The organism is Streptomyces orinoci, assembly GCF_003121295.1.
In the GTDB taxonomy this organism is placed as follows: Bacteria; Actinomycetota; Actinomycetes; order Streptomycetales; family Streptomycetaceae; genus Streptomyces; species Streptomyces orinoci.
Map to the genome: position 1 here is coordinate 547,347 of NZ_PHNC01000031.1, position 18,488 is coordinate 565,834.

At 71.4% G+C, this 18,488-nt stretch carries 16 protein-coding genes; 6 read left to right on the forward strand and 10 right to left on the reverse strand.

What is annotated here, in order from left to right:
* The first annotated feature begins 60 nt into the window (after positions 1 to 60).
* The 6 genes from recR to CV755_RS24760 all read left to right on the forward strand — a co-directional run bounded on the left by recR (position 61) and on the right by CV755_RS24760 (position 6,264).
* Positions 61 to 660 (forward strand): recombination mediator RecR, encoded by a 600-nt coding sequence (gene recR, locus CV755_RS24735; RefSeq protein ID WP_109282479.1) that lies wholly within the window; start codon positions 61 to 63, stop codon positions 658 to 660.
* The gene (locus tag CV755_RS24740) at positions 653 to 1,309 is read left to right on the forward strand and encodes a DUF5063 domain-containing protein (protein WP_109282480.1); all 657 of its coding nucleotides are present in this window, start codon (positions 653 to 655) and stop codon (positions 1,307 to 1,309) included. The genes recR and CV755_RS24740 overlap by 8 nt, the downstream gene beginning before the upstream one ends.
* A 248-nt stretch (positions 1,310 to 1,557) precedes the next feature.
* A complete protein-coding gene (locus CV755_RS24745) occupies positions 1,558 to 2,829 on the forward strand; it encodes an aspartate kinase (protein WP_109282481.1) in 1,272 nt (423 codons plus the stop codon).
* Between the two features lie 484 nt (positions 2,830 to 3,313).
* Positions 3,314 to 3,901 (forward strand): SigE family RNA polymerase sigma factor, encoded by a 588-nt coding sequence (locus CV755_RS24750; RefSeq protein ID WP_109282482.1) that lies wholly within the window; start codon positions 3,314 to 3,316, stop codon positions 3,899 to 3,901.
* Entirely contained in the window at positions 3,898 to 5,328 is a 1,431-nt protein-coding gene (locus tag CV755_RS24755; protein ID WP_109282483.1) for a hypothetical protein, read from the forward strand. Before CV755_RS24750 ends, CV755_RS24755 begins: the two co-directional genes overlap by 4 nt.
* A 69-nt stretch (positions 5,329 to 5,397) precedes the next feature.
* Positions 5,398 to 6,264, forward strand: coding sequence for an SURF1 family protein (locus CV755_RS24760; protein WP_109282484.1), 867 nt, complete (start codon positions 5,398 to 5,400; stop codon positions 6,262 to 6,264).
* Here CV755_RS24760 and CV755_RS24765 read toward each other — a convergent pair.
* The 10 genes from CV755_RS24765 to CV755_RS24810 form a co-directional block, all read right to left on the reverse strand.
* Positions 6,164 to 8,032 carry a S9 family peptidase gene (locus tag CV755_RS24765; RefSeq protein ID WP_109282485.1) on the reverse strand — a complete coding sequence of 623 codons (1,869 nt, stop codon included), beginning with the start codon at positions 8,030 to 8,032 and terminating at the stop codon, positions 6,164 to 6,166. The genes CV755_RS24760 and CV755_RS24765 overlap by 101 nt on opposite strands.
* Before the next feature lie 298 nt (positions 8,033 to 8,330).
* Complete coding sequence (locus CV755_RS24770) at positions 8,331 to 9,629, reverse strand: alpha/beta fold hydrolase (RefSeq protein WP_109282486.1); 1,299 nt, start codon at positions 9,627 to 9,629, stop codon at positions 8,331 to 8,333.
* 45 nt (positions 9,630 to 9,674) lie between these two features.
* Entirely contained in the window at positions 9,675 to 10,412 is a 738-nt protein-coding gene (locus tag CV755_RS24775) for a GntR family transcriptional regulator (RefSeq protein ID WP_109282487.1), read from the reverse strand.
* A 42-nt stretch (positions 10,413 to 10,454) separates the two neighbouring features.
* Positions 10,455 to 11,834 (reverse strand): aldehyde dehydrogenase family protein, encoded by a 1,380-nt coding sequence (locus CV755_RS24780; protein WP_109282488.1) that lies wholly within the window; start codon positions 11,832 to 11,834, stop codon positions 10,455 to 10,457.
* Positions 11,831 to 12,835, reverse strand: coding sequence for a proline racemase family protein (locus CV755_RS24785; protein ID WP_109282489.1), 1,005 nt, complete (start codon positions 12,833 to 12,835; stop codon positions 11,831 to 11,833). The genes CV755_RS24780 and CV755_RS24785 overlap by 4 nt, the downstream gene beginning before the upstream one ends.
* Before the next feature lie 51 nt (positions 12,836 to 12,886).
* Positions 12,887 to 13,795, reverse strand: a complete 909-nt coding sequence (locus CV755_RS24790; protein ID WP_109282490.1) for a dihydrodipicolinate synthase family protein — start codon at positions 13,793 to 13,795, stop codon at positions 12,887 to 12,889.
* A gap of 90 nt (positions 13,796 to 13,885) precedes the next feature.
* Positions 13,886 to 15,301: an FAD/NAD(P)-dependent oxidoreductase gene (locus CV755_RS24795; protein ID WP_241561382.1), complete on the reverse strand. Its 1,416-nt coding sequence runs from the start codon at positions 15,299 to 15,301 to the stop codon at positions 13,886 to 13,888.
* Positions 15,291 to 15,596: a (2Fe-2S)-binding protein gene (locus CV755_RS24800; RefSeq protein ID WP_109282492.1), complete on the reverse strand. Its 306-nt coding sequence runs from the start codon at positions 15,594 to 15,596 to the stop codon at positions 15,291 to 15,293. Before CV755_RS24800 ends, CV755_RS24795 begins: the two co-directional genes overlap by 11 nt.
* Positions 15,597 to 15,738: 142 nt before the next feature.
* Complete coding sequence (locus CV755_RS24805) at positions 15,739 to 16,926, reverse strand: NAD(P)/FAD-dependent oxidoreductase (RefSeq protein ID WP_109282493.1); 1,188 nt, start codon at positions 16,924 to 16,926, stop codon at positions 15,739 to 15,741.
* Between the two features lie 86 nt (positions 16,927 to 17,012).
* Positions 17,013 to 18,392: an aminopeptidase P family protein gene (locus CV755_RS24810; RefSeq protein WP_109282494.1), complete on the reverse strand. Its 1,380-nt coding sequence runs from the start codon at positions 18,390 to 18,392 to the stop codon at positions 17,013 to 17,015.
* Positions 18,393 to 18,488 lie beyond the last annotated feature (96 nt).

Genomic DNA, 18,488 nt, shown 5'->3' on the forward strand with positions numbered 1-18,488 from the left:
CCGGCCGAAGCCGACGGCCGGACAACCGAAGACACAGGAAGAACCAGGAGAACCCGATCCGTGTATGAAGGCGTGGTCCAGGATCTGATCGATGAACTGGGCAGGCTGCCCGGCGTCGGTCCCAAGAGCGCCCAGCGGATCGCGTTCCATATCCTCCAGGCCGAGCCGGCCGACGTCCGCCGGCTCGCGCACGCCCTGACCGAGGTCAAGGCAAAGGTCCGGTTCTGTGCCCTGTGCGGCAATGTGGCCCAGGAGGAGCGGTGCCGGGTCTGTCAGGACCCGCGCCGCGACCCGGCCGTCATCTGTGTGGTGGAGGAGCCCAAGGACGTGGTGGCGATCGAGCGGACCCGCGAGTTCCGGGGCCGCTACCACGTCCTCGGCGGGGCCATCAGCCCCATCGAGGGCGTGGGCCCGGACGACCTGCGGATCCGTGAGCTGCTGGCACGCCTCGCGGACGGTTCGGTCACCGAGCTGATCCTGGCCACCGACCCCAACCTGGAGGGCGAGGCCACGGCCACCTACCTGGCACGGATGGTGAAGCCCATGGGGCTGAAGGTCACCAGGCTGGCGAGCGGGCTGCCAGTGGGCGGAGACTTGGAATACGCCGACGAGGTCACGCTCGGACGTGCCTTCGAAGGGAGACGACTTCTCGATGTCTGACGCAACGCTCCATGACGCCAAGCGCGATCCCGACGATTTCGCCGTCTCCATCGCGGACTCGATCGAGAGCTTTATCGTGGCCGTCGCCGAGGTGTCCCGAGGCGACGAGCCGGACAGCGCCGTGCCCTTCCTGCTGCTGGAGATCTCCCAGCTGCTGCTGACCGGCGGCCGGCTGGGCGCGCACGAGGACTTCGTACCGGACGAGCGGTACGAACCGGACGTCGGCCCCGAGCCGGATGTGGACGAGCTGCGCGAGCGGTTCGCCCGGCTGCTGGACCCGGTGGACGTCTACTCCGAGGTCTTCGACCCGTATGTACCGCGCACCGCGCCCGTCGCCTGCCGGATCTCCGACGACCTCGCCGACATCATCACCGACCTGCGGCACGGCATGGCCCACTACCGGGACGGCCGGGTCAGCGAGGCCCTGTGGTGGTGGCAGTTCTCCTATCTGTCCAACTGGGGGCCCACCGCCTCCGCCGCCCTGCGCGCGCTCCAGTCGCTGGTCGCCCATGTACGGCTGGACCAGCCGCTGGTCGAGCTGGACGGGCTGGACACCGATGCCGTGGGCACCGAGGAGCAGCTGGCCGAGGAGGCGGGTGAGGTGATGGCGGCGGAGATCGGCGTTGCCAAGGGGCTGCGCTCGGTCTGAGCCGTCCTGTCCGGCCGGCCGCCGCTTGCCGTCTTCCGGCCGGGTGCCGGACGGCGCACCTTCGGGACGTGCGCCGCGGCGCGTCTCGTGAGCACCCCGCGCCGCATCCCGCGACGCGTCTCGGAACGCATTCGCATTTCAGGAAGCGTCTCAGGACTCATCTCAGGATGCGGAGCCCCAAGGCCCCAATCGCGCCCATCGATAGACTCTGAATCGTCCGCAATACACAAAAGCTGCGAGGAGCGCACGTGGGCCTTGTCGTGCAGAAGTACGGAGGCTCCTCCGTTGCCGATGCCGAGGGCATCAAGCGGGTCGCCAAGCGAATCGTGGAAGCCAAGAAGAACGGCCATCAGGTGGTCGTCGTGGTTTCCGCGATGGGTGACACGACGGATGAGTTGATCGACCTCGCCGAGCAGGTATCTCCGATGCCTGCGGGGCGCGAGTTCGACATGCTGCTGACCGCCGGAGAGCGTATCTCCATGGCGCTGCTGGCGATGGCGATCAAAAACCTCGGTCACGAGGCGCAGTCGTTCACCGGCAGCCAGGCCGGAGTGATCACCGACTCGGTCCACAACAAAGCGCGGATCATCGACGTCACGCCGGGCCGTATCCAGCAGTCCGTGGACGCGGGCAATATCGCGATCGTGGCCGGCTTCCAGGGTGTGTCCCAGGACAGCAAGGACATCACCACGCTGGGCCGGGGCGGCAGTGACACCACCGCCGTCGCCCTGGCGGCCGCGCTGGACGCCGAGGTCTGCGAGATCTACACGGACGTCGATGGCGTCTTCACCGCCGACCCCCGGGTGGTGAAGAAGGCCCGCAAGATCGACTGGATCTCGTTCGAGGACATGCTGGAGCTGGCCAGCTCCGGCTCCAAGGTGCTGCTGCACCGCTGTGTCGAGTACGCACGCCGTTACAACATCCCGATCCATGTGCGGTCCTCCTTCTCGGGGCTCAAGGGCACCTGGGTCAGCAACGAGCCTCAAGGGAGCGAGCCGATGGAGCAGGCGATCATCTCGGGTGTCGCACATGACACCTCCGAGGCGAAGGTCACGGTCGTCGGGGTGCCGGACAAGCCGGGCGAGGCCGCGACGATCTTCCGGGCGATCGCGGACGCCGAGATCAACATCGACATGGTGGTGCAGAACGTCTCCGCCGCGGCCACCGGACTGACCGACATCTCCTTCACCCTGCCCAAGACCGAGGGCCGCAAGGCGATCGAGGCGCTGGAGAAGACCCGCTCCCGGGTCGGCTTCGACACCCTGCGCTACGACGACCAGATCGCCAAGATCTCGCTGGTCGGCGCCGGAATGAAGACCAACCCGGGCGTCACCGCGATGTTCTTCGAGGCGCTGTCCAACGCGGGCGTCAACATCGAGCTGATCTCCACCTCGGAGATCCGCATCTCGGTGGTCACCCGCGCCGACGACGTCAATGAGGCGGTTCGTGCCGTGCACACGGCCTTCGGCCTGGACAGCGAGAACGACGAGGCGGTCGTCTATGGAGGCACCGGCCGCTGACGCCACCGGGCCCCGGGCCTCCGGCCCGGCTGTCCCGGTCCGTGGACCGCGGCCTGCCCGGCCATTGCTCGGCCCGGCGAATCCATGGCGCCGGGCCGAGCCCCTCGGCAATACTTGGGGGACGTGTGAAGGTTCTGTGATCAAGGCGTTGGTCCAAGCTCCTTGAGCGGCGCACACGGCGTGTTCGAGGATGCGTTCCCCGCCCCCGGCATCCGGCCGAGGAGAACGGCGACTTCGCCGTTCTCCGTCTCAACAGGGCGGTGAAGTCCGGGGGTTGGGGCATGAGGGAAGAGCTGATACGCATGAGGGCAGGTGACCCGCCGCGACGCCTCGCGACGTCGGCCATGGCGCCCGCGTACAACCCTGACGGGGGGACGGGTGTCCAACAGGCGTGGCAGCAGAGGTCATCAGCATCGCGACAGCCCCGGGCCGTGGCGCCGTGGCGGCGCCCCCATACGCCCGGCGGGCCCGTGCGGCGGGCGGCATGCCGGTGATCGCTCCCTGGTCCGCGCCGGCCTCGGCCCGTATCCCCGCCCAGGCGTCCCCCCAACAAGGGGACGCTGACCAGGCGATGGCCGCGGGTACCACAGTCGATCACCTCACCGAGACCTACCGAGCCCACTACCGGTCGCTGCTCGGGCTGGCCGCGCTGCTCCTGGATGACACCGCCTCCTGCGAGGACGTGGTGCAGGAAGCTTTCATCCGGGTGCACTCCGCGCGGAACCGGGTCCGTGACCCGGAGAAGACCCTGGCCTATCTGCGGCAGACCGTGGTCAACCTGTCCCGCTCCGCACTGCGCCGCCGCATCCTCGGACTGAAGCTGCTGTCCAAGCCGATGCCCGACATGGCGAGCGCGGAGGAGGGGGCCTATGAACAGCTGGAGCGCGACCAATTGATCAAGGCGATGCGCGGGCTGCAGCGCCGCCAGCGCGAGGTGCTGGTCCTGCGCTACTTCGCCGATATGACCGAGGCGCAGGTGGCGGAGGTACTGGGGCTGTCGATCGGCTCGGTCAAGGCATATGGCTCGCGGGGCATAGCGGCGCTGCGCATCGCGATGGAGGCCCCGGCATGAACCACCGAGACCAGCACGGGCAGCACGGCCCCAACGGCCCCAACGGTCCCAACAGTCCCAATGGCCATGATGGCCACGATGGGCCGAACACCCCCGACGGCCCGCCCCGCCCCGACGGCCGGAACGGCCTCAACGGCCCGCACGACCGCCGACACAAGGCGCACGACTCGCACAACGCGCACGATCCGTATGACTCGCACGACCAGCAGGACGCCAATGAGCCCTACCGGTCTGACGAGCCCTGCGGAACTCCGAAGGCCCTTGGGGCGCACCAGCCCGGCGAACCCATTGACCTGAACTCCCGCCGCGAACGAGCCCGCGAACGCTCTCCCGAACGCACCCGCGACAGCGTGCCCGGCGTACCCGGCTCATCCAGCGCGCCCGGCGCGCCCGGCGCGGTTGGTGAGGCCGGCCCCGACTCCCGGGAGGAGGCGCTGCGCCGACTGCTGCACGACGCGGTCGAAGGGATCGAACCCGCCGAGGACGCCCTGGAGCGGCTGCGCCGTGCCGTACCTGCCCGCCGGGCCCGCCGCCGCCAGGCCATGGGCGGCGCGGTGGCGGCCGCGGTGCTGGTCGGCGCGGCGCTGCCCGCCCTGCTGCGGGTGGCGGACGTGGCCGACCACACCGCCGACAGCCGTTCGGCCAGCGCGGCCACCACCCATCAGCAGTCCGGCGCCGCCGAGCAGGGGCAGCCGCAGGGCAACACCGGACCGGCGGCCGGTCCGGTGCCGGGCGCCACCGGCCAGGACGCCTCCCGCGATGGAACTCGCAAGGGCGACCCACGCAAGGACCGCGGCACCGGCCGGGCCACTCCGGCCGGCACCCCCGGCGTCGATCCCCGCGCCAGCCTGGAGGCGGTGGCCCCGGTCTGTGTCCGGGGCCAGCTCGGCGACGGCACCGGAACGGTCGGCCCCGCGGACAAGGCGGGCCGGGTCTACGGCGCCTTCCGCGTGGTCAACGTCTCCCAGGCCACCTGCACCGTGGCCGGGCCCGGACTGGTCTCCGCCCACACCGAGGGCGGCGTCAAGGACACCAAGGTCACCGTCCTCGACCACACCCCCGGCGACCCCGCCACCGGGCTGCCCGACCCCAGCGGCGACAACCAGGTGCTGCTGAAGCCCGGACAGGCCTATGAGGTCAAGTTCGCCTGGGTGCCCGCCACCACCGGAAGCGGACAGAACAGCTGCGCCGGCACCGACGGCGCCACCCCCGCGCCCACGGGCAGCCCCTCTCCGGCCGTCGTCCAGCCGACGCCGGCCACCGGGCCGGACACCCCGCAGACCGCCCCGCCCAAGCCCGTGGCCAACCTGGTGGTCAGCCACACCCCCGACGCCGGCGAGCCGGTGGCGGCACAGGCCCGGATCCCGGATGCCTGCACCGGGACGGTCTACCGCACCGGCGCCCTCGCCGTCCCGCCGTCCGCCTAGCCCTACCGGCCTGCCTAGCGCGCCGGGGGCCGGTGCCGTCGCACTGGCGCGGGCCCGTACCGTTGAGGTGTGTATCGGTTCCTGCTGACTCCCCGCTGGTGGGGGATCAACGTCTTCGCACTGGTGGCCATCCCCTTCTGTCTGTTCATGGGCAGCTGGCAGCTGGGCCGCTTCGAGACGCGCGTGGATTCGCACCGGGAGCAGCGCATCCAGGCCGACACGGCGCGCACCGCCAAAGCCCGGCCGCTGGGCGACCTGCTCCCGGTGACCACCGAGACCTCGGGCCATCAGGCATCGGCGACCGGCAGCTATGACACCGATCACCAGCTGCTGGTGCCCAACCGCGACCTGGGCGGCCGCAAGGGCTTCTATGTGCTGACCCTGCTGCGCACCGACGGCGGCAAGGCGCTGCCGGTGGTACGCGGCTGGCTGCCGGGTGACGCGGGCTCCAAGGCAGACACCGCCAAGGTGCCCGCCCCGCCGGCCGGGCGGGTCACCGTGTCCGGCGCCCTCCAGGCCTCCGAGAGCGCGACCTCCCAGGGCGTTGGCGCCTCCGGGGGCCTGCCCAAGGGCCAGCTCGGGGTGATCAGCGCCGCCTCGCTGGTCAACCTGGTGCCCTACCAGGTGTATGACGCCTGGATCACCGAGCCGAAGGCCGCTGGAGCGATGACCCCGGTGCCTCCGGCCGCGGCGCCCAACACCGGCCTGGATCTCAAGGCCTTCCAGAACCTCGGCTACACCGGCGAGTGGTTTGTCTTCGCGGGCTTTGTTGTCTTTATGTGGTTCCGCCTCTTCCGCCGGGAGGCCGAGGCCGCCCGCGATCTGGCCCTGGGCATCACCCCCGACCAGTCGGAAGACCGGAACGATCCTGGTCCGGACGATCCGGACGGCCCAGATGACGCTCGGCGAACGCGATCTCCAGCCGGAGCTGCTTGATCCGCTCCTCCACCACCAGCGAACCGTGGCCCGCGTCATAGCGGTAGACCTCGTGCGGGTGGCCGCGCTCCTCCAGGCGCCGCACATAGTTCTCGATCTGCCGGATGGGACAGCGCGGGTCGTTCATCCCCGCCGAGATATAGACCGGCGCCCGGACCTGGTCCACATAGGTCAGCGGCGAGGAGGCGGCGAACCGCTCCGGCACCTCCTCGGGAGTGCCGCCCAGCAGCGTGCGGTCCAGGGCCTTCAGCGCCTCCATCTCGTCGTGGTAGGCCGTCACATAGTCGGCGACCGGGACCGCGGCCAGGCCCAGCGCCCAGGAATCCGGCTGGGTGCCCACGCCCAGCAGCGTCAGATAGCCGCCCCAGGAACCTCCGGCCAGGACCAGCCGCCGGGGGTCGGCCAGACCGGAGGATATGGCCCACTCGCGGACCGCCGCGATGTCCTCCAGCTCGATCAGGCCCACCCGGTGCTTGAGGGCGTCCGTCCAGGCCCGGCCGTATCCGGTGGATCCGCGGTAGTTGACCCGGACGACTGCGAAGCCATGGTCCACCCAGGCGGCGGGGTCGGCGGCGAAGGCATCGCTGTCATGCCAGGTGGGGCCGCCGTGGATGTCGAAGACGGTGGGGAACGGGCCCTCCCCCGCCGGCTTCTGCACCAGGGCGTGCACCTTGCCGCCCGGGCCTTCCACCCAGACGTCCTCGACCGGGACGGAGTCCGGGGCCTGGCCTATACCGTCCGGCCCGGCCGGCGGGTCCAGCACTATGTGCCCGGCCGTGGACCGGATGACCGGCGGCTTGGCAGCCGAGGACCAGAGGTATTCCACCGTCCCGTCGGGCCGGGGCAGAGCTCCCGAGACCGTGCCGGGCGGGGTGTCCAGCCGGGTCAGGGAGCCGTCCGCCAGTTCATAGCGCCACAGCTCGCTGCGGGCCCGGAAGCTGTGCTCGATCAGCAGGGCCGAGCCATCCGGGTACCAGTCGGCGTCCAGGTCGCCGGGCAGGTCGATGGGGAGCGGGGTCTCCTCGCCGGTCAGCGCGTCCCACAGCATCGGCTCCCAGCGCCCCCGCCGCTGGTGCCCCACCAGCAGCCGGCTGTCGCCGTCCACCGGAGCGAAGCCCATCACCGACAGCCCCAGCTCCTCGGTGGCGCCCCGGGTGTCGTCCAGCTCGGCGACGGTGCTGCCGTCCATGCGCACCACGCGGATCGCCGAGTGCATGGCGTCGCCGTGCTCGGTGTGCTCGATGGCGATCAGGGTGGCATCGTGCGAGAGGTCACCGACGCCGGCCGACTGCTCATGCCGGTAGATCTCCACCGGAGCCGCGCCCGGGCGCATCACATGGACCGTCGAGCCGCCCTTGTCGGTGGAGCTGCCGATGACCGCGGTGCCGTCCCGGCCCAGGGCCAGCCCGGCCGGGTAGGCGGGCTCCAGGCCGGGTGTGGCCGGTTCGTCCGGACCGCCGTGGAAGGGCTGGCGCATCCAGCTGCCGAACTCGTCGCCATCGGTGTCCGAGAACCACCAGATCCACTCGCCGTCCGGTGACAGCACCCCGCCGGTGGTGCCGTTGGGCCGGTCGGTCACCTGCCGCTGCTGCCCGGTGGACCGGTCCCAGGCGTAGATCTCGAAGGTGCCGGTGGCGTTGGAGGTGAACAGCGACCGGTCCGGCGCGTACTCCGCCCAGCCGGGCAGGCCCACACGCGGCGCCCGGAAGCGCTTCTCCCAGTCGGGCAGGGACGCGCCGGCCCCCGGGGATCCGTTGCTCTCAGTCATGCCCCCATTCTGCGCCGAACCGCTGACATCGTGGCCTGGCCCGGCCAGATCTGTGGAGAGTTCACCGGTTGTGGATAACTCGCTCACTCGACCGACTGATCTCCCTTGGCGGAAGGCCGAGTTGGCGGATTCAGCCCGCACACTCGGAGACATGTACGAGACGCCTGCGGACATCACCGCCCTCCAGCACCCGCTCAACGAGAGCTATGCCACAGCCGGCCCGCATTCGCGGTGGCGCGGCGCCGAATCTCCGGGCGCCGGCCCCGGCTGGGCCGGCGGCCGGGGGTCCGGGCGCCGGTCAGGCCCGCCCGGCGGCCAGGTCCATCAGCCGGGAGAGCACCCGGGCGCCGGATGCGCTGATCCCGTCATGCTCCCATTCATTGGTGACCCAGACCTTGGCGGATCCGACCCTCCGGGCGGTATCCAGCGAGAGCCCGGCGTCCACGTATATGTCGTCGTGGTAGACGATCGCCGCCAGCGGCACCGAATTGGCGGCCAGCCGCCGGGGGTCGTACAGCGGTGGCCAGTCGGCCCGTTGGGCCAGCAGCCCGGCCGCACCGGCGAAGGGACGCAGGCCGCTGATCTCCTCGAACATCCAGGGATAGATCATCTCGCCGGTGAACAGCAGCGGTTCGGCGTCCTCGGCGAAGGCGGGGTGTCCGGCCAGGGCCCGGTCGGCGGCCCAGCCGGTGTGTGCCGTGCCCTGGGCGTATATGGACTCCTGCAGCACCGCGTAAAGCGGGTTGTCCACAAAGCCGGTCAGTCCCATCACCTGGTGGAGGAAGGAGTCGGTCAACTCCCCTCGTGCATCCAGGGCTTCATCAAGCAGCCAGTGGACGCGCTCAAAGCCATCGCCCATGCCGAGCGCCAGCCCCAGGGTGCGCAGTCGGCGCGGGGTCAGCCGGTCACCGTTCGGCAGCCGGACTTCGGTGGCCGCCAGCAGGTCGGCTATCCGGCGAAGCAGGGGAGCGTCTCCGGGATAGCGGTCATAGTGCTCCAGGACCCGGTCCCGGACCCGGGGATAGGTATGGGCATAGACCTCGTCGGCGGTCGCGGTCAGACCGGGCAGGCCGCCCGCGACATAGCAGGCCCGCAGCCCTTCGGGCGCCTGGGAGAGATAGGTCAGCGTAAGGAAGCCGCCATAACTCTGGCCAAGCGTCTCCCACGGCTGCCCGCCGCAGAGCTCGCGGCGGATCAGTTCGGCGTCGGCGACGATCGAGTCGGCGCGGAAGTGGGAGAGATAGGCGGCTAGTTGGGCGGCGGAGGAGAAGCGCGCGGCGGAGCGGGCGGTAACCGGTGTGGAGCGGCCGGTGCCGCGCTGGTCGAGCAGAAGCACCCGGTGGGTCTTCAGGGCATGGTCCAGCCAGCCGGGCGAACCGGCGGAGGGACGGGGCGACTTACCACCGGGCCCGCCCTGCAGATACAGCAGCCAGGGAAGTTCCTCGCCGGCCCGGGCCGGGTCGGCCACTTCCCGGGCGAACACCTGGATGGTGGCGGCGCCGCCGGACGGAGCCGAAGCCAATGCGGCAGGGGAGGAGGAGAAATGGTCCAGCGGGACGGTGAAGAGATGGTCAGTGATTGCGTACGCGGGGTTCATAAGTCACTTTCACATTGGCGGCCGACCGCCAAGGTGGGCCAATTGTCAGCGCACTGGGCCCAGTTGGCGCTTGGGGCGCTGGGCAGACTGTTCCGCGCCCGCCCCGGCCCCGCTCGTACCGCCGCCCCTCGCCCAGAGGGAGCGGACATGGCCGAGGTGGCGGGCCATGCACTTCTCGGCCCCCTTGGCGTCGCCGGCGAGCATCAGGTCGAGCAGTTCCAGGTGCTCCTCGGCGGAGGGGATGAGTTCGCCGCGCTCGTCCAGCGCCGTCAGCCCATAGAGCCGGGAGCGCTTGCGCAGGTCGCTGACCGTCTCCACCAGGCGCTCATTGCCCGAGAGAGCCAGCAGGGTGAGATGGAACTGCCGGTCGGCCTCCAGGTAGCCGATGAGGTCGTGTTCCCGTGCGGCTCGCACGATCTCCTCGGCGACCGGGCGCAGGGCCTCCAGGTCCTCCCGGGAGGCGGTCCTGGTGACCCGGCCGACCATGGGCACCTCGATCAGGGTGCGGATCTCGGTGTACTGGTCGAGGTCGCGCTCATTGACCTCGGTGACCCGGAAACCCTTGTTGCGGACCGGCTCGACCAGACCCTCACGGGCGAGATCGAGCATCGCCTCCCGCACGGGGGTGGCGGAGATGCCGAAGTCGTCGGCGAGCACCGGGGCCGAGTAGACCTGGCCCGGGCGGAGTTCACCGGAGATCAGCGCGGCGCGCAGGGCATGGGCGACCTGGTCGCGCAGCCGTTCCCTGGTGGTGATGAGGTTCCGCGCACTCAGGTGCCCCATGACATTCCTTCCGGTGACCGAGCGGACCCCCAGCGTACAATGTCACGTTGCTTTGGTCGGTACCAATGTGTAGGTCCTGCCTGCGGTGTAGAACTCCAGCGCCGCGCGGCCCTGTTCGCGGGGACCGTGGCCGGAGGCTTTGGCCCCGCCGAAGGGCAGATGGAAATCCACGCCGGTGGACGGGGCGTTGACGCGGATCAGGCCGGTGTCCAGTTGGTCCAGGCCGTGGAGCGCGGTGTCGAGGTCGCCGGTGTGCACCGAGGTCACCAGGCCATAGGGCACCGAGTTGGTGATGCGCACCGCCTGGTCCAGGCCGTCAGCGGGCAGCAGGACGGCCAGGGGGCCGAATACCTCCTCGCGCAGCAGGCGGTGGCCGGGAGGCACCTTCTCGGCCAGGACGGGGGCGGTGTACCAGCCGGGTCCGGCGGGGGAGTTGCCGCCGGTCAGCAGGGAGAGCCCTTCGAAGGCCCGGGTGACCCGGTCGCGGGCCTGCTCGCTGATCAGCGGACCGCATACGGTGGCCGGCTGGGCCGGGTCGCCTACCGGGAGGGCGCGCAGGGCCTCGGTCAGGGCCTCGCGCAGCGGGTCGAGGGCCGCACCGACCGCGATCACCCTGCTGGTGGCCGTGCACTTCTGCCCGGCGTATCCGGCGATGGCGGCGGCGATCTCGGTGGCGGCCCGGCCGATGTCGGCGTCGGGCAGCACGATGGCGGCATTGAGTCCGCCCATCTCGGCCTGGACCGGCACCCCCCGGGCGGTGGCGGCCTGGACCACCGACCTTCCGACGCCGGTGGAGCCGGTGAAGGAGAGGACATCGGCGGCTGCGGTGATGGCCTCGCCCTCGGCAGGGCCGCCCGGCACCACGGTGAACACCCCGTCCGGGAGGGCACCTTGGGCCAGCTCGGCCAGGCGCAGGGCGCAGGCGGTGGCCTCCGGAGCGGGTTTGAGGACGACGGTGTTCCCGGCCGCCAGGGCCGGGGCCGCCTTCCAACTGGGAATGGCGAAGGGGAAGTTCCAGGGGGTGATGAGTCCGGCTACACCATGGGGGCGTCGCCGGGTGAGCAACAGACCGGGCCCGCCGGCCGGTTCATGAACGGCGCCGGTGGGCTCATAGGGGGCCTGGGCGTAGTAGCGCCAGATGGCCACCGTGCGGGCCACTTCGGCCCGGGCCTCGGTGAGCGGTTTGCCCACCTCGCGTACGACCAGACCGGCCAGTTCACCGGCCGCCGCCTCGATGGCGGCGGCCAGGGCGGCCAGGGCGGCCGAGCGCGCGGCCGCTCCGCCGGCCAGCCAGCCGGGCTGGGCGGTCCGGGCCCGGTCCACGGCCTCGGTGGCGGCCGCGGCACCGGGCAGCGGCCGCCGTACCAGTACATCGGAGGGGTCGGCCGGGTTGTGCGACAGAAGCAGTGGGGCGGCGGTCACAGGAGGAAGCCTCCGGGGAAGGGGTCGTCCGGGTCGAGGAAGTACTGGGCGGTGCCGGTGATCCAGGCGCGGCCGGTGATGGCGGGGACCACGGCGGGGATGCCGCCGATCTCCGTCCGTCCGGTCAGCCGTCCGGTGAACTCGGTGCCCAGGAAGGACTCATTGATGAAGTCCTGTTCCAGCGGCAGTTCACCGCGGGCGTGGAGCTGGGCCATCCTCGCCGAGGTGCCGGTGCCACAGGGCGAGCGGTCGAACCAGCCGGGGTGGATGGCCATGGCATGCCGGGAGCGGCGGGCGTTGGAGCCGGGGGCGGCGAGGTAGACATGTTTAAGACCGTTGATCTCCGGTCTTTCCGGGTGGACGGGCCGGTCCGGGGAGGCGTTGACCGCGTCCATGATGGCCAGCCCGGCGGCCAGCAGGTCATCCCGCCGGGCCCGGTCGAAGGGCAGGCCGAGGGCGTCCAGTTCGACAAAGGCGTAGAAGTTGCCGCCGAAGGCCAGGTCATAGGTGACCGTGCCATGTCCGGGCACCGTCACCTTGCGGTCCAGGCCCATGCTGAAGGCGGGGACATTGGTGAAGGTGACGGCCTTGGCCGCGCCGTCCACCACCCGTACCTCGGCCGATACCAGCCCGGCGGGGGTGTCCAGCCGCACCGTGGTGACCGGCTCGACCACCGGCACCATTCCCGTCTCCACCAGCACGGTGGCCACCCCGATGGTGCCGTGGCCGCACATCGGCAGCAGGCCGGAGACCTCGATATAGAGCACCCCGTAGTCGGCGTCCGGCCGGGTCGGCGGCTGGAGGATGGCGCCGCTCATCGAGGCATGGCCGCGCGGCTCGTACATCAGCAGGGTGCGCAGATGGTCCAGGTGCTCGATGAAGTGCAGCCGACGTTCGGCCATGGTGGCGCCGGGGATCACCCCCACCCCGCCGGTGATGACACGGGTGGGCATGCCCTCGGTGTGGGAATCGACGGCATGGAAGACATGACGGGTGCGCAACGGGCGTCCCTTTCACGGGTCGGCGGTCGGCGGTCGGGGAGCGGGGGTTGGTCAGTGGTGGCCGGCGGCTATCGCCTTCTCGGTGGCGGCCCTTACCTGGGCCTCGGCCTCGCCGGTCAGGGGGAAGCGCGGCGGCCGGGTGGGTCCGCCATGGCGGTCGGCGAGGTCCATGGACAGCTTGATGGCCTGTACGAACTCGGTCTTGGAGTCCCAGCGCAGCAGCGGGTGCAGCGACTGGTAGAGCGGGAGGGCGGTGTGCAGGTCCTTGGCGACGGCGGCACGGTAGAGCTCGGCGCAGCTGGCCGGGAAGGCGTTGGGGTAGCCGGCCACCCAGCCGACCGCGCCGGCGAGCGCCAGCTCCAGCAGGACGTCGTCCGCGCCGATCAACAGGTCCAGCTCCGGGGCGAGTTCGGCCAGTTCATAGGCGCGGCGCACATCGCCGCTGAACTCCTTGACGGCCACGATGGAGCCCTCGCCATGCAGCCGGGCGAGCAGTTCGGGGGTGAGGTCGGTCTTGGTGTCGATGGGGTTGTTGTAGGCCACCACCGGCAGCCCGGCCTTGGCGGCCTCGGCGTAGTGGGCAAGGACGGCCCGGCGGTCGGCGCGGTAGGCGTTGGGCGGCAGCAGCAGCACCGAGCCACAGCCCAGCTCGGCCGCCTGCTCGGCCCAGTGGCGGGCTTCGGCGCTGCCATAGGCGGCGACCCCGGGCATCACCCTGGCCGGATCGCCCGCCGCTTCCGCGGCGGTACGCACCACCCGGGCGCGTTCCTCGGCGGTAAGGGTCTGGTACTCGCCCAGCGAACCGTTGGGCACCACCCCGTCACAGCCGGAGTCGATCAGCCGGCGGACGTGTCCGGCATAGGCGTCGTAGTCGATGGAGAGGTCCTCGCGCAGCGGGAGCGCGGTGGCCACCATGATTCCCCGCCAGGGGCGGTCGGCGGTCCAGGTGATCTCGGGCATGCCATTGACCCTTCTATATCGTGTGACATTTTATTGATGGGCGCAGTGCCCCACAAGAGCCGAGTGCCCACAAGCGGCTTAGGGGCAAGGTCAGTTGGGCTCGTCAAGAGCGGCCAGAGTGCCCAGCGGCACCGGAACCGCGAATGGCCGCCGCTCCTCCGAGGCCGCCGCACCCCCGCCGCCCGCCGCCAGGCAGGCCACCGCCGCGCCGCACATCCGCCCCTGGCACCAGCCCATCCCGGCCCGGGTGAGCAGCTTGACCGTACGGGCGTCCCGGGCCCCCAGTTCGGCGACCGCCTCCCGGATGCTCCCCGCGGTCACCTCCTCGCAACGGCACACCTCGGTGCCGTCCTGGAGCCAGTGCGTCCAGCCGGGGCCGGGGCGGTGGGCGGCGCCCATGGCCTCGGCGAAGCGGCGCATCCGGTCCCGGCGGCGGCGCAGTTCGCGGACGCGTGCGGGGGCCGGGCGTCCGCTCAGCCGGTGTGCCACCGCCAGGGCGGCCAGTTCCCCTTCCACCGCGGCCAGTTGCCAGCCGCCGATGCCGCCGGTCTCGCCCGCGGCCCACAGGCCGGGGACCGAGGTCTGCTGCCGGTCGTCCAGTACCAGCACCGAGGTGCCGTCCGGTGCCTGCCGGGTCGCACAGCCCAGCGCGGTGGCCAGTTCGATCCGCGGGACCAGCCCATGACCCACGGCCAGGGCGTCGCAGGCGATCCGGCGGCCAGTGCCCGGCAGGGGACGCCAGTCGCGGTCCAGCCGCCGCACGGTGACCGCCTCCACCCGGTCGGTGCCATGCACCTCGGTGACCGCGCTACGGGTGCTCAGCCGCACCCGGTGGCGGGCCAACACCTTTGCGTGCAGCGCCCCTTCGGCCAGTTTGCCGGGGTTGGCCGCCAGCGCCCCCGGGTGCCGGGCATAGCCCAGATACCCGGCGGCCTCCGCCACCAGTGGCACCCGGGCCCCGGCGGTGGCCAGCGAGGAGGCCGCCGCCAGCAGCAGCGGCCCGCTGCCCGCCACCACGATCCGCCGGCCGGGCAGCACCAGGCCGGACTTGAGCATCGCCTGAACACCCCCGGCGCTCACCACTCCGGGCAGCGTCCAGCCGGGAAAGGGCAGTTGGCGCTCATAGGCGCCGGTGGCCAGCAGCAGGGCGCGGGCGCGGATACACACCGGGCGCTGCTCCTCGCCGTCGGCTCCGGTGAGGGCATGCACCGCCCATGGCAGATCGCCGTCCCTGGTGACTGTCCACACATGGTGGCCGGTCAGATGGTCCACCGCACTGGCCGCCAGACGGGAGCGCAACTCCCGGAAGGCGGACCAGTGATGGTGCAGCGCCTGCGGCCGGCCGGCCTTCAGGGCCGGTGCCGGATGCCGGAAGAACTGCCCGCCGGCCTGCGCGGCGTCATCCAGCAGCGCCACGCTCAGTCCCTGCCCGGCCGCATGGACGGCGCCCGCCAGACCGGCCGCCCCTGCACCGATCACCGCCAGGTCATAGGGTTCAGCGCTCATGACCGTCTCCCTGCTGGGTGGTGACGGCATCGCCGGGACGGGCCGGGACCAGGCAGGCCCGCCGGTTGGGCCGTCCATTGACGGTGGCCAGGCAGTCGTAGCACTGTCCGATGCCGCAGAAGGCTCCGCGCGGCCGTCCGCCCCGGCGGGTGGTGCGCCAGGCGAGGATGCCCGCCGCCCAGAGAGCGGCGGCCACCGACTGGCCGGGCAGGGCGGTGACGGTACGGCCGTCGAACGTGATCTCAAACGGCGGACCGGGCCGGGCCCCGGCCAGTTCGATGGGATTACGGGCCACTGCGGCCTCCTCTCGGAGCGGTGGAAGGGGGATGGAGTGCGGAAGCGTCCATGGCGGCGGGGCGGTCCCGGCAAACGGGGGAGCGCTCGCGGGCGTCGGCGGCGCGGCGGACTTCGGACGGATCATTCGGGTGGGTCCCGGGTCAGCGGGGTGTCGAAGCACGACCGGACGTCCCGGACGTGCCGGACGCCCCGGCGAAGCGCCCAGGGCCGAACGGCCCCGGGTCCAGGGGCGGTTTGTCACCCGTCACCAACCGGGCGATGACCAGCCCCGTGGCCGGAGCCAGGCCTATCCCCGCTCCCTCGTGCCCGCAGGCATGCAGCAGCCCGGGGACGGTGGGGTCATGGCCGATGGCGGGCAGGTGGTCGGGCAGATAGGGGCGGAACCCGGCATAGGTCCGCATCGCCCGTACCCGGGCCAGCACCGGGAAGAGGGCGACGGCCTGAGCGGCCAGCCGACGCAGGGCCGCCGTGGAGAGGCTGCGGTCGAAGCCCACCTGCTCCCGGCTGGCGCCGATCAGTACCGGTCCGGCCGGGGTGCCCTCCACCACGGCGGAGGTCTGCAACTCGGCGGAACCGCTGGCCACATCGGCCACATATTCCGCCGAGTACACCTTGTGCCGCACCAGTTGGGGAAGCGGCTCGGTCACCAGGACAAAGCCCCGGCGGGGAAGCAGCGGCAGGGTGGCGCCCGCCAGCCGGGCCAGTTCGCCGCCCCAGGCGCCGGCCGCGTTCACCACATAGGGAGCGTGCAGGGCGCCCTTACTGGTGCGTACGCCCTTGAGTTCACCACTGGCGCCCTTGAGGAAGCCGGTGACCTCCTCGCCCAGGCGCAGTCGGGCGCCGGAGGCGCGCAGCAGATGGGCGGCCGCCAGGGCGGGCTGGACCTGGGCGTCCTGGGGATAGTGGACGCCACCGGCCAGGCCGGGGGCCAGATGCGGCTCCAGTCCGGGCAGCCGCTCCGGCGGAATCTCCTCCGCCTTGACACCCGCCGCCCGCTGCCCGGCCGCCAGCTTCCGCAGGGCGGGCAGCCCTTCGGGAGCGGAGGCGACCACCAGGCCGCCCTTGGGCTCGTACTCGATCTCCGGCGGAAGCGCTTCGCTCAGCTCCCGCCACAACGCCAGGGAGATCAGGGCGAGTTCCAGCTCGGGGCCGGGTTCCTTGTCGGAGACCAGCAGATTGCCCTCGCCCGCCCCGGTGGTGCCGCCCGCGACGGCACCACGGTCGAGCACGGTGACGGACAGGCCATGGCGGGCGGCGTAGTAGGCACAGGCCGCCCCGACCACGCCCGCCCCTATGACGATCACGTCCGAGGAGTCTGTGGTGGACACGCCAGTAATATTTCACATGGCACTGGCCCTGCCAAGGTCTTCACCTGCAAAGATCTTCACCCCAAGGCCCCCGCCCGCCAAGGCCGTCACCCGCCAAGCCGCTCCAGCAGACCGCCCATCCACTCCTCCACCGCGTCCGGCGTGCGTGGCAGCGCCCCGGACAGCAGTCGTGCGCCATCCGCGGTGATCACCAGGTCGTCCTCGATCCGCACCCCGATGCCGCGCAGTTCCGCGGGCAGCGTCAGGTCGTCGGGCTGGAGGTAGAGCCCTGGCTCCACGGTGAGCACCTGGCCCTCCGCCAATACCCCGTCCAAGTAGGCGTCCGCGCGGGCCTGGGCGCAGTCATGGACGTCCAGGCCGAGCATGTGCCCGCTGCTGCACAGGGTGTAGCGGCGGTGCAGATCGCCCTCGGGGCTCTTCAGCACGCCCCACTCGGCCAGGCCCTCGGCGATCACCCGCATCCCGGCCCGGTGGAAGTCCCGGAAGCTCGCGCCCGGTTTGAGCGCGGCCATGCCCGCTTCCTGGGCGGCCAGCACCAGTTCATAGACCTGCCGCTGGACCGGTGAGAAGCGTCCGGACAGCGGCAGGGTGCGGGTGATGTCGGCGGTGTAGAGGCTGTCGGTCTCCACCCCGGCGTCCAGCAGCAGGAGTTGGTCCGGGTCGAGGCGGCCGTCGTTGCGTATCCAGTGCAGCGCACAGGCATGGGCGCCGGAGGCGGCGATGGTCTCATAGCCGGTGCCATTGCCCTCGGCGCGGGCGCGCAGCGCGAAGACTCCCTCGATCCAGCGCTCCCCGCGCGGGTGGGCCAGGGCATGCGGCAGGGCGCGTACCACGTCCTGGAAGCCCGCAGTGGTGTGGTCCACCGCCAGTTGCAGCTGCTCGATCTCCCAGGCGTCCTTGACCAGGCGCAACTCGCTGAGCACCGAGGCGAGTTCGGGGTCATGGGCGGCATTGCGCCCGGGCGGCAGCCGGTCGGGCCCGGTCAGGGGAGCGCAGTCGAGGCCGGTCATCCGGGTGGTCTCGGCCAGGTCGGGGCGGCGTCCCACCCAGAACTCGCCATAGCGGCGGTCACGGTAGAACTCCTCGCCCTGGCGCGGCGACCGGGGCCGGATATGGAGCACCGGCTGGTGGCGATGCGGACCGTCGGGCTCCAGGACCAGCACATGGCCCGCCTGGTCCTCGCCGGTCAGTCCGGTCAGCCAGGCATAGGCGCTGTGCGGCCGGAAGCGGTGGTCGCAGTCGTTGGAGCGAACCCGCAACTCCCCGGCGGGGATCAGCAGTCGCTCGCCGGGGAAGCGGGCGGAGAGCCGGGCACACCGGGCGGCGGTGAAGTCGGCGGCGGGCAGCCGGATGTCCTCGGGCAGCGGGGTCGCGGCCCAGTCGGCGGCCATAAAGGCGGCCAGTTCTGCCGAGACCGGGAGGTCATGACTTCCGGTGTTCGGTCGGGGAGTTGCGGGCTCTGCCATGGAACGCCTCCTGGGACACAGGTGGGTAACGGAGCGACCGACGTCTTGTCAGTGAAATTTCACATTACTATGTTACGGGTCACATTCCAGCCATGC

Coding starts and splice junctions, on each gene's coding strand:
- CV755_RS24765 (WP_109282485.1), bottom strand. CDS start 8,032: ATGACTGAGAGCAACGGATCCCCGGGGGCCGGCGCGTCCCTGCCCGAC.
- CV755_RS24740 (WP_109282480.1), top strand. CDS start 653: ATGTCTGACGCAACGCTCCATGACGCCAAGCGCGATCCCGACGATTTC.
- CV755_RS24755 (WP_109282483.1), top strand. CDS start 3,898: ATGAACCACCGAGACCAGCACGGGCAGCACGGCCCCAACGGCCCCAAC.
- CV755_RS24775 (WP_109282487.1), bottom strand. CDS start 10,412: ATGGGGCACCTGAGTGCGCGGAACCTCATCACCACCAGGGAACGGCTG.
- CV755_RS24790 (WP_109282490.1), bottom strand. CDS start 13,795: ATGCCCGAGATCACCTGGACCGCCGACCGCCCCTGGCGGGGAATCATG.
- CV755_RS24795 (WP_241561382.1), bottom strand. CDS start 15,301: ATGAGCGCTGAACCCTATGACCTGGCGGTGATCGGTGCAGGGGCGGCC.
- CV755_RS24770 (WP_109282486.1), bottom strand. CDS start 9,629: ATGAACCCCGCGTACGCAATCACTGACCATCTCTTCACCGTCCCGCTG.
- CV755_RS24810 (WP_109282494.1), bottom strand. CDS start 18,392: ATGGCAGAGCCCGCAACTCCCCGACCGAACACCGGAAGTCATGACCTC.
- CV755_RS24750 (WP_109282482.1), top strand. CDS start 3,314: ATGCCGGTGATCGCTCCCTGGTCCGCGCCGGCCTCGGCCCGTATCCCC.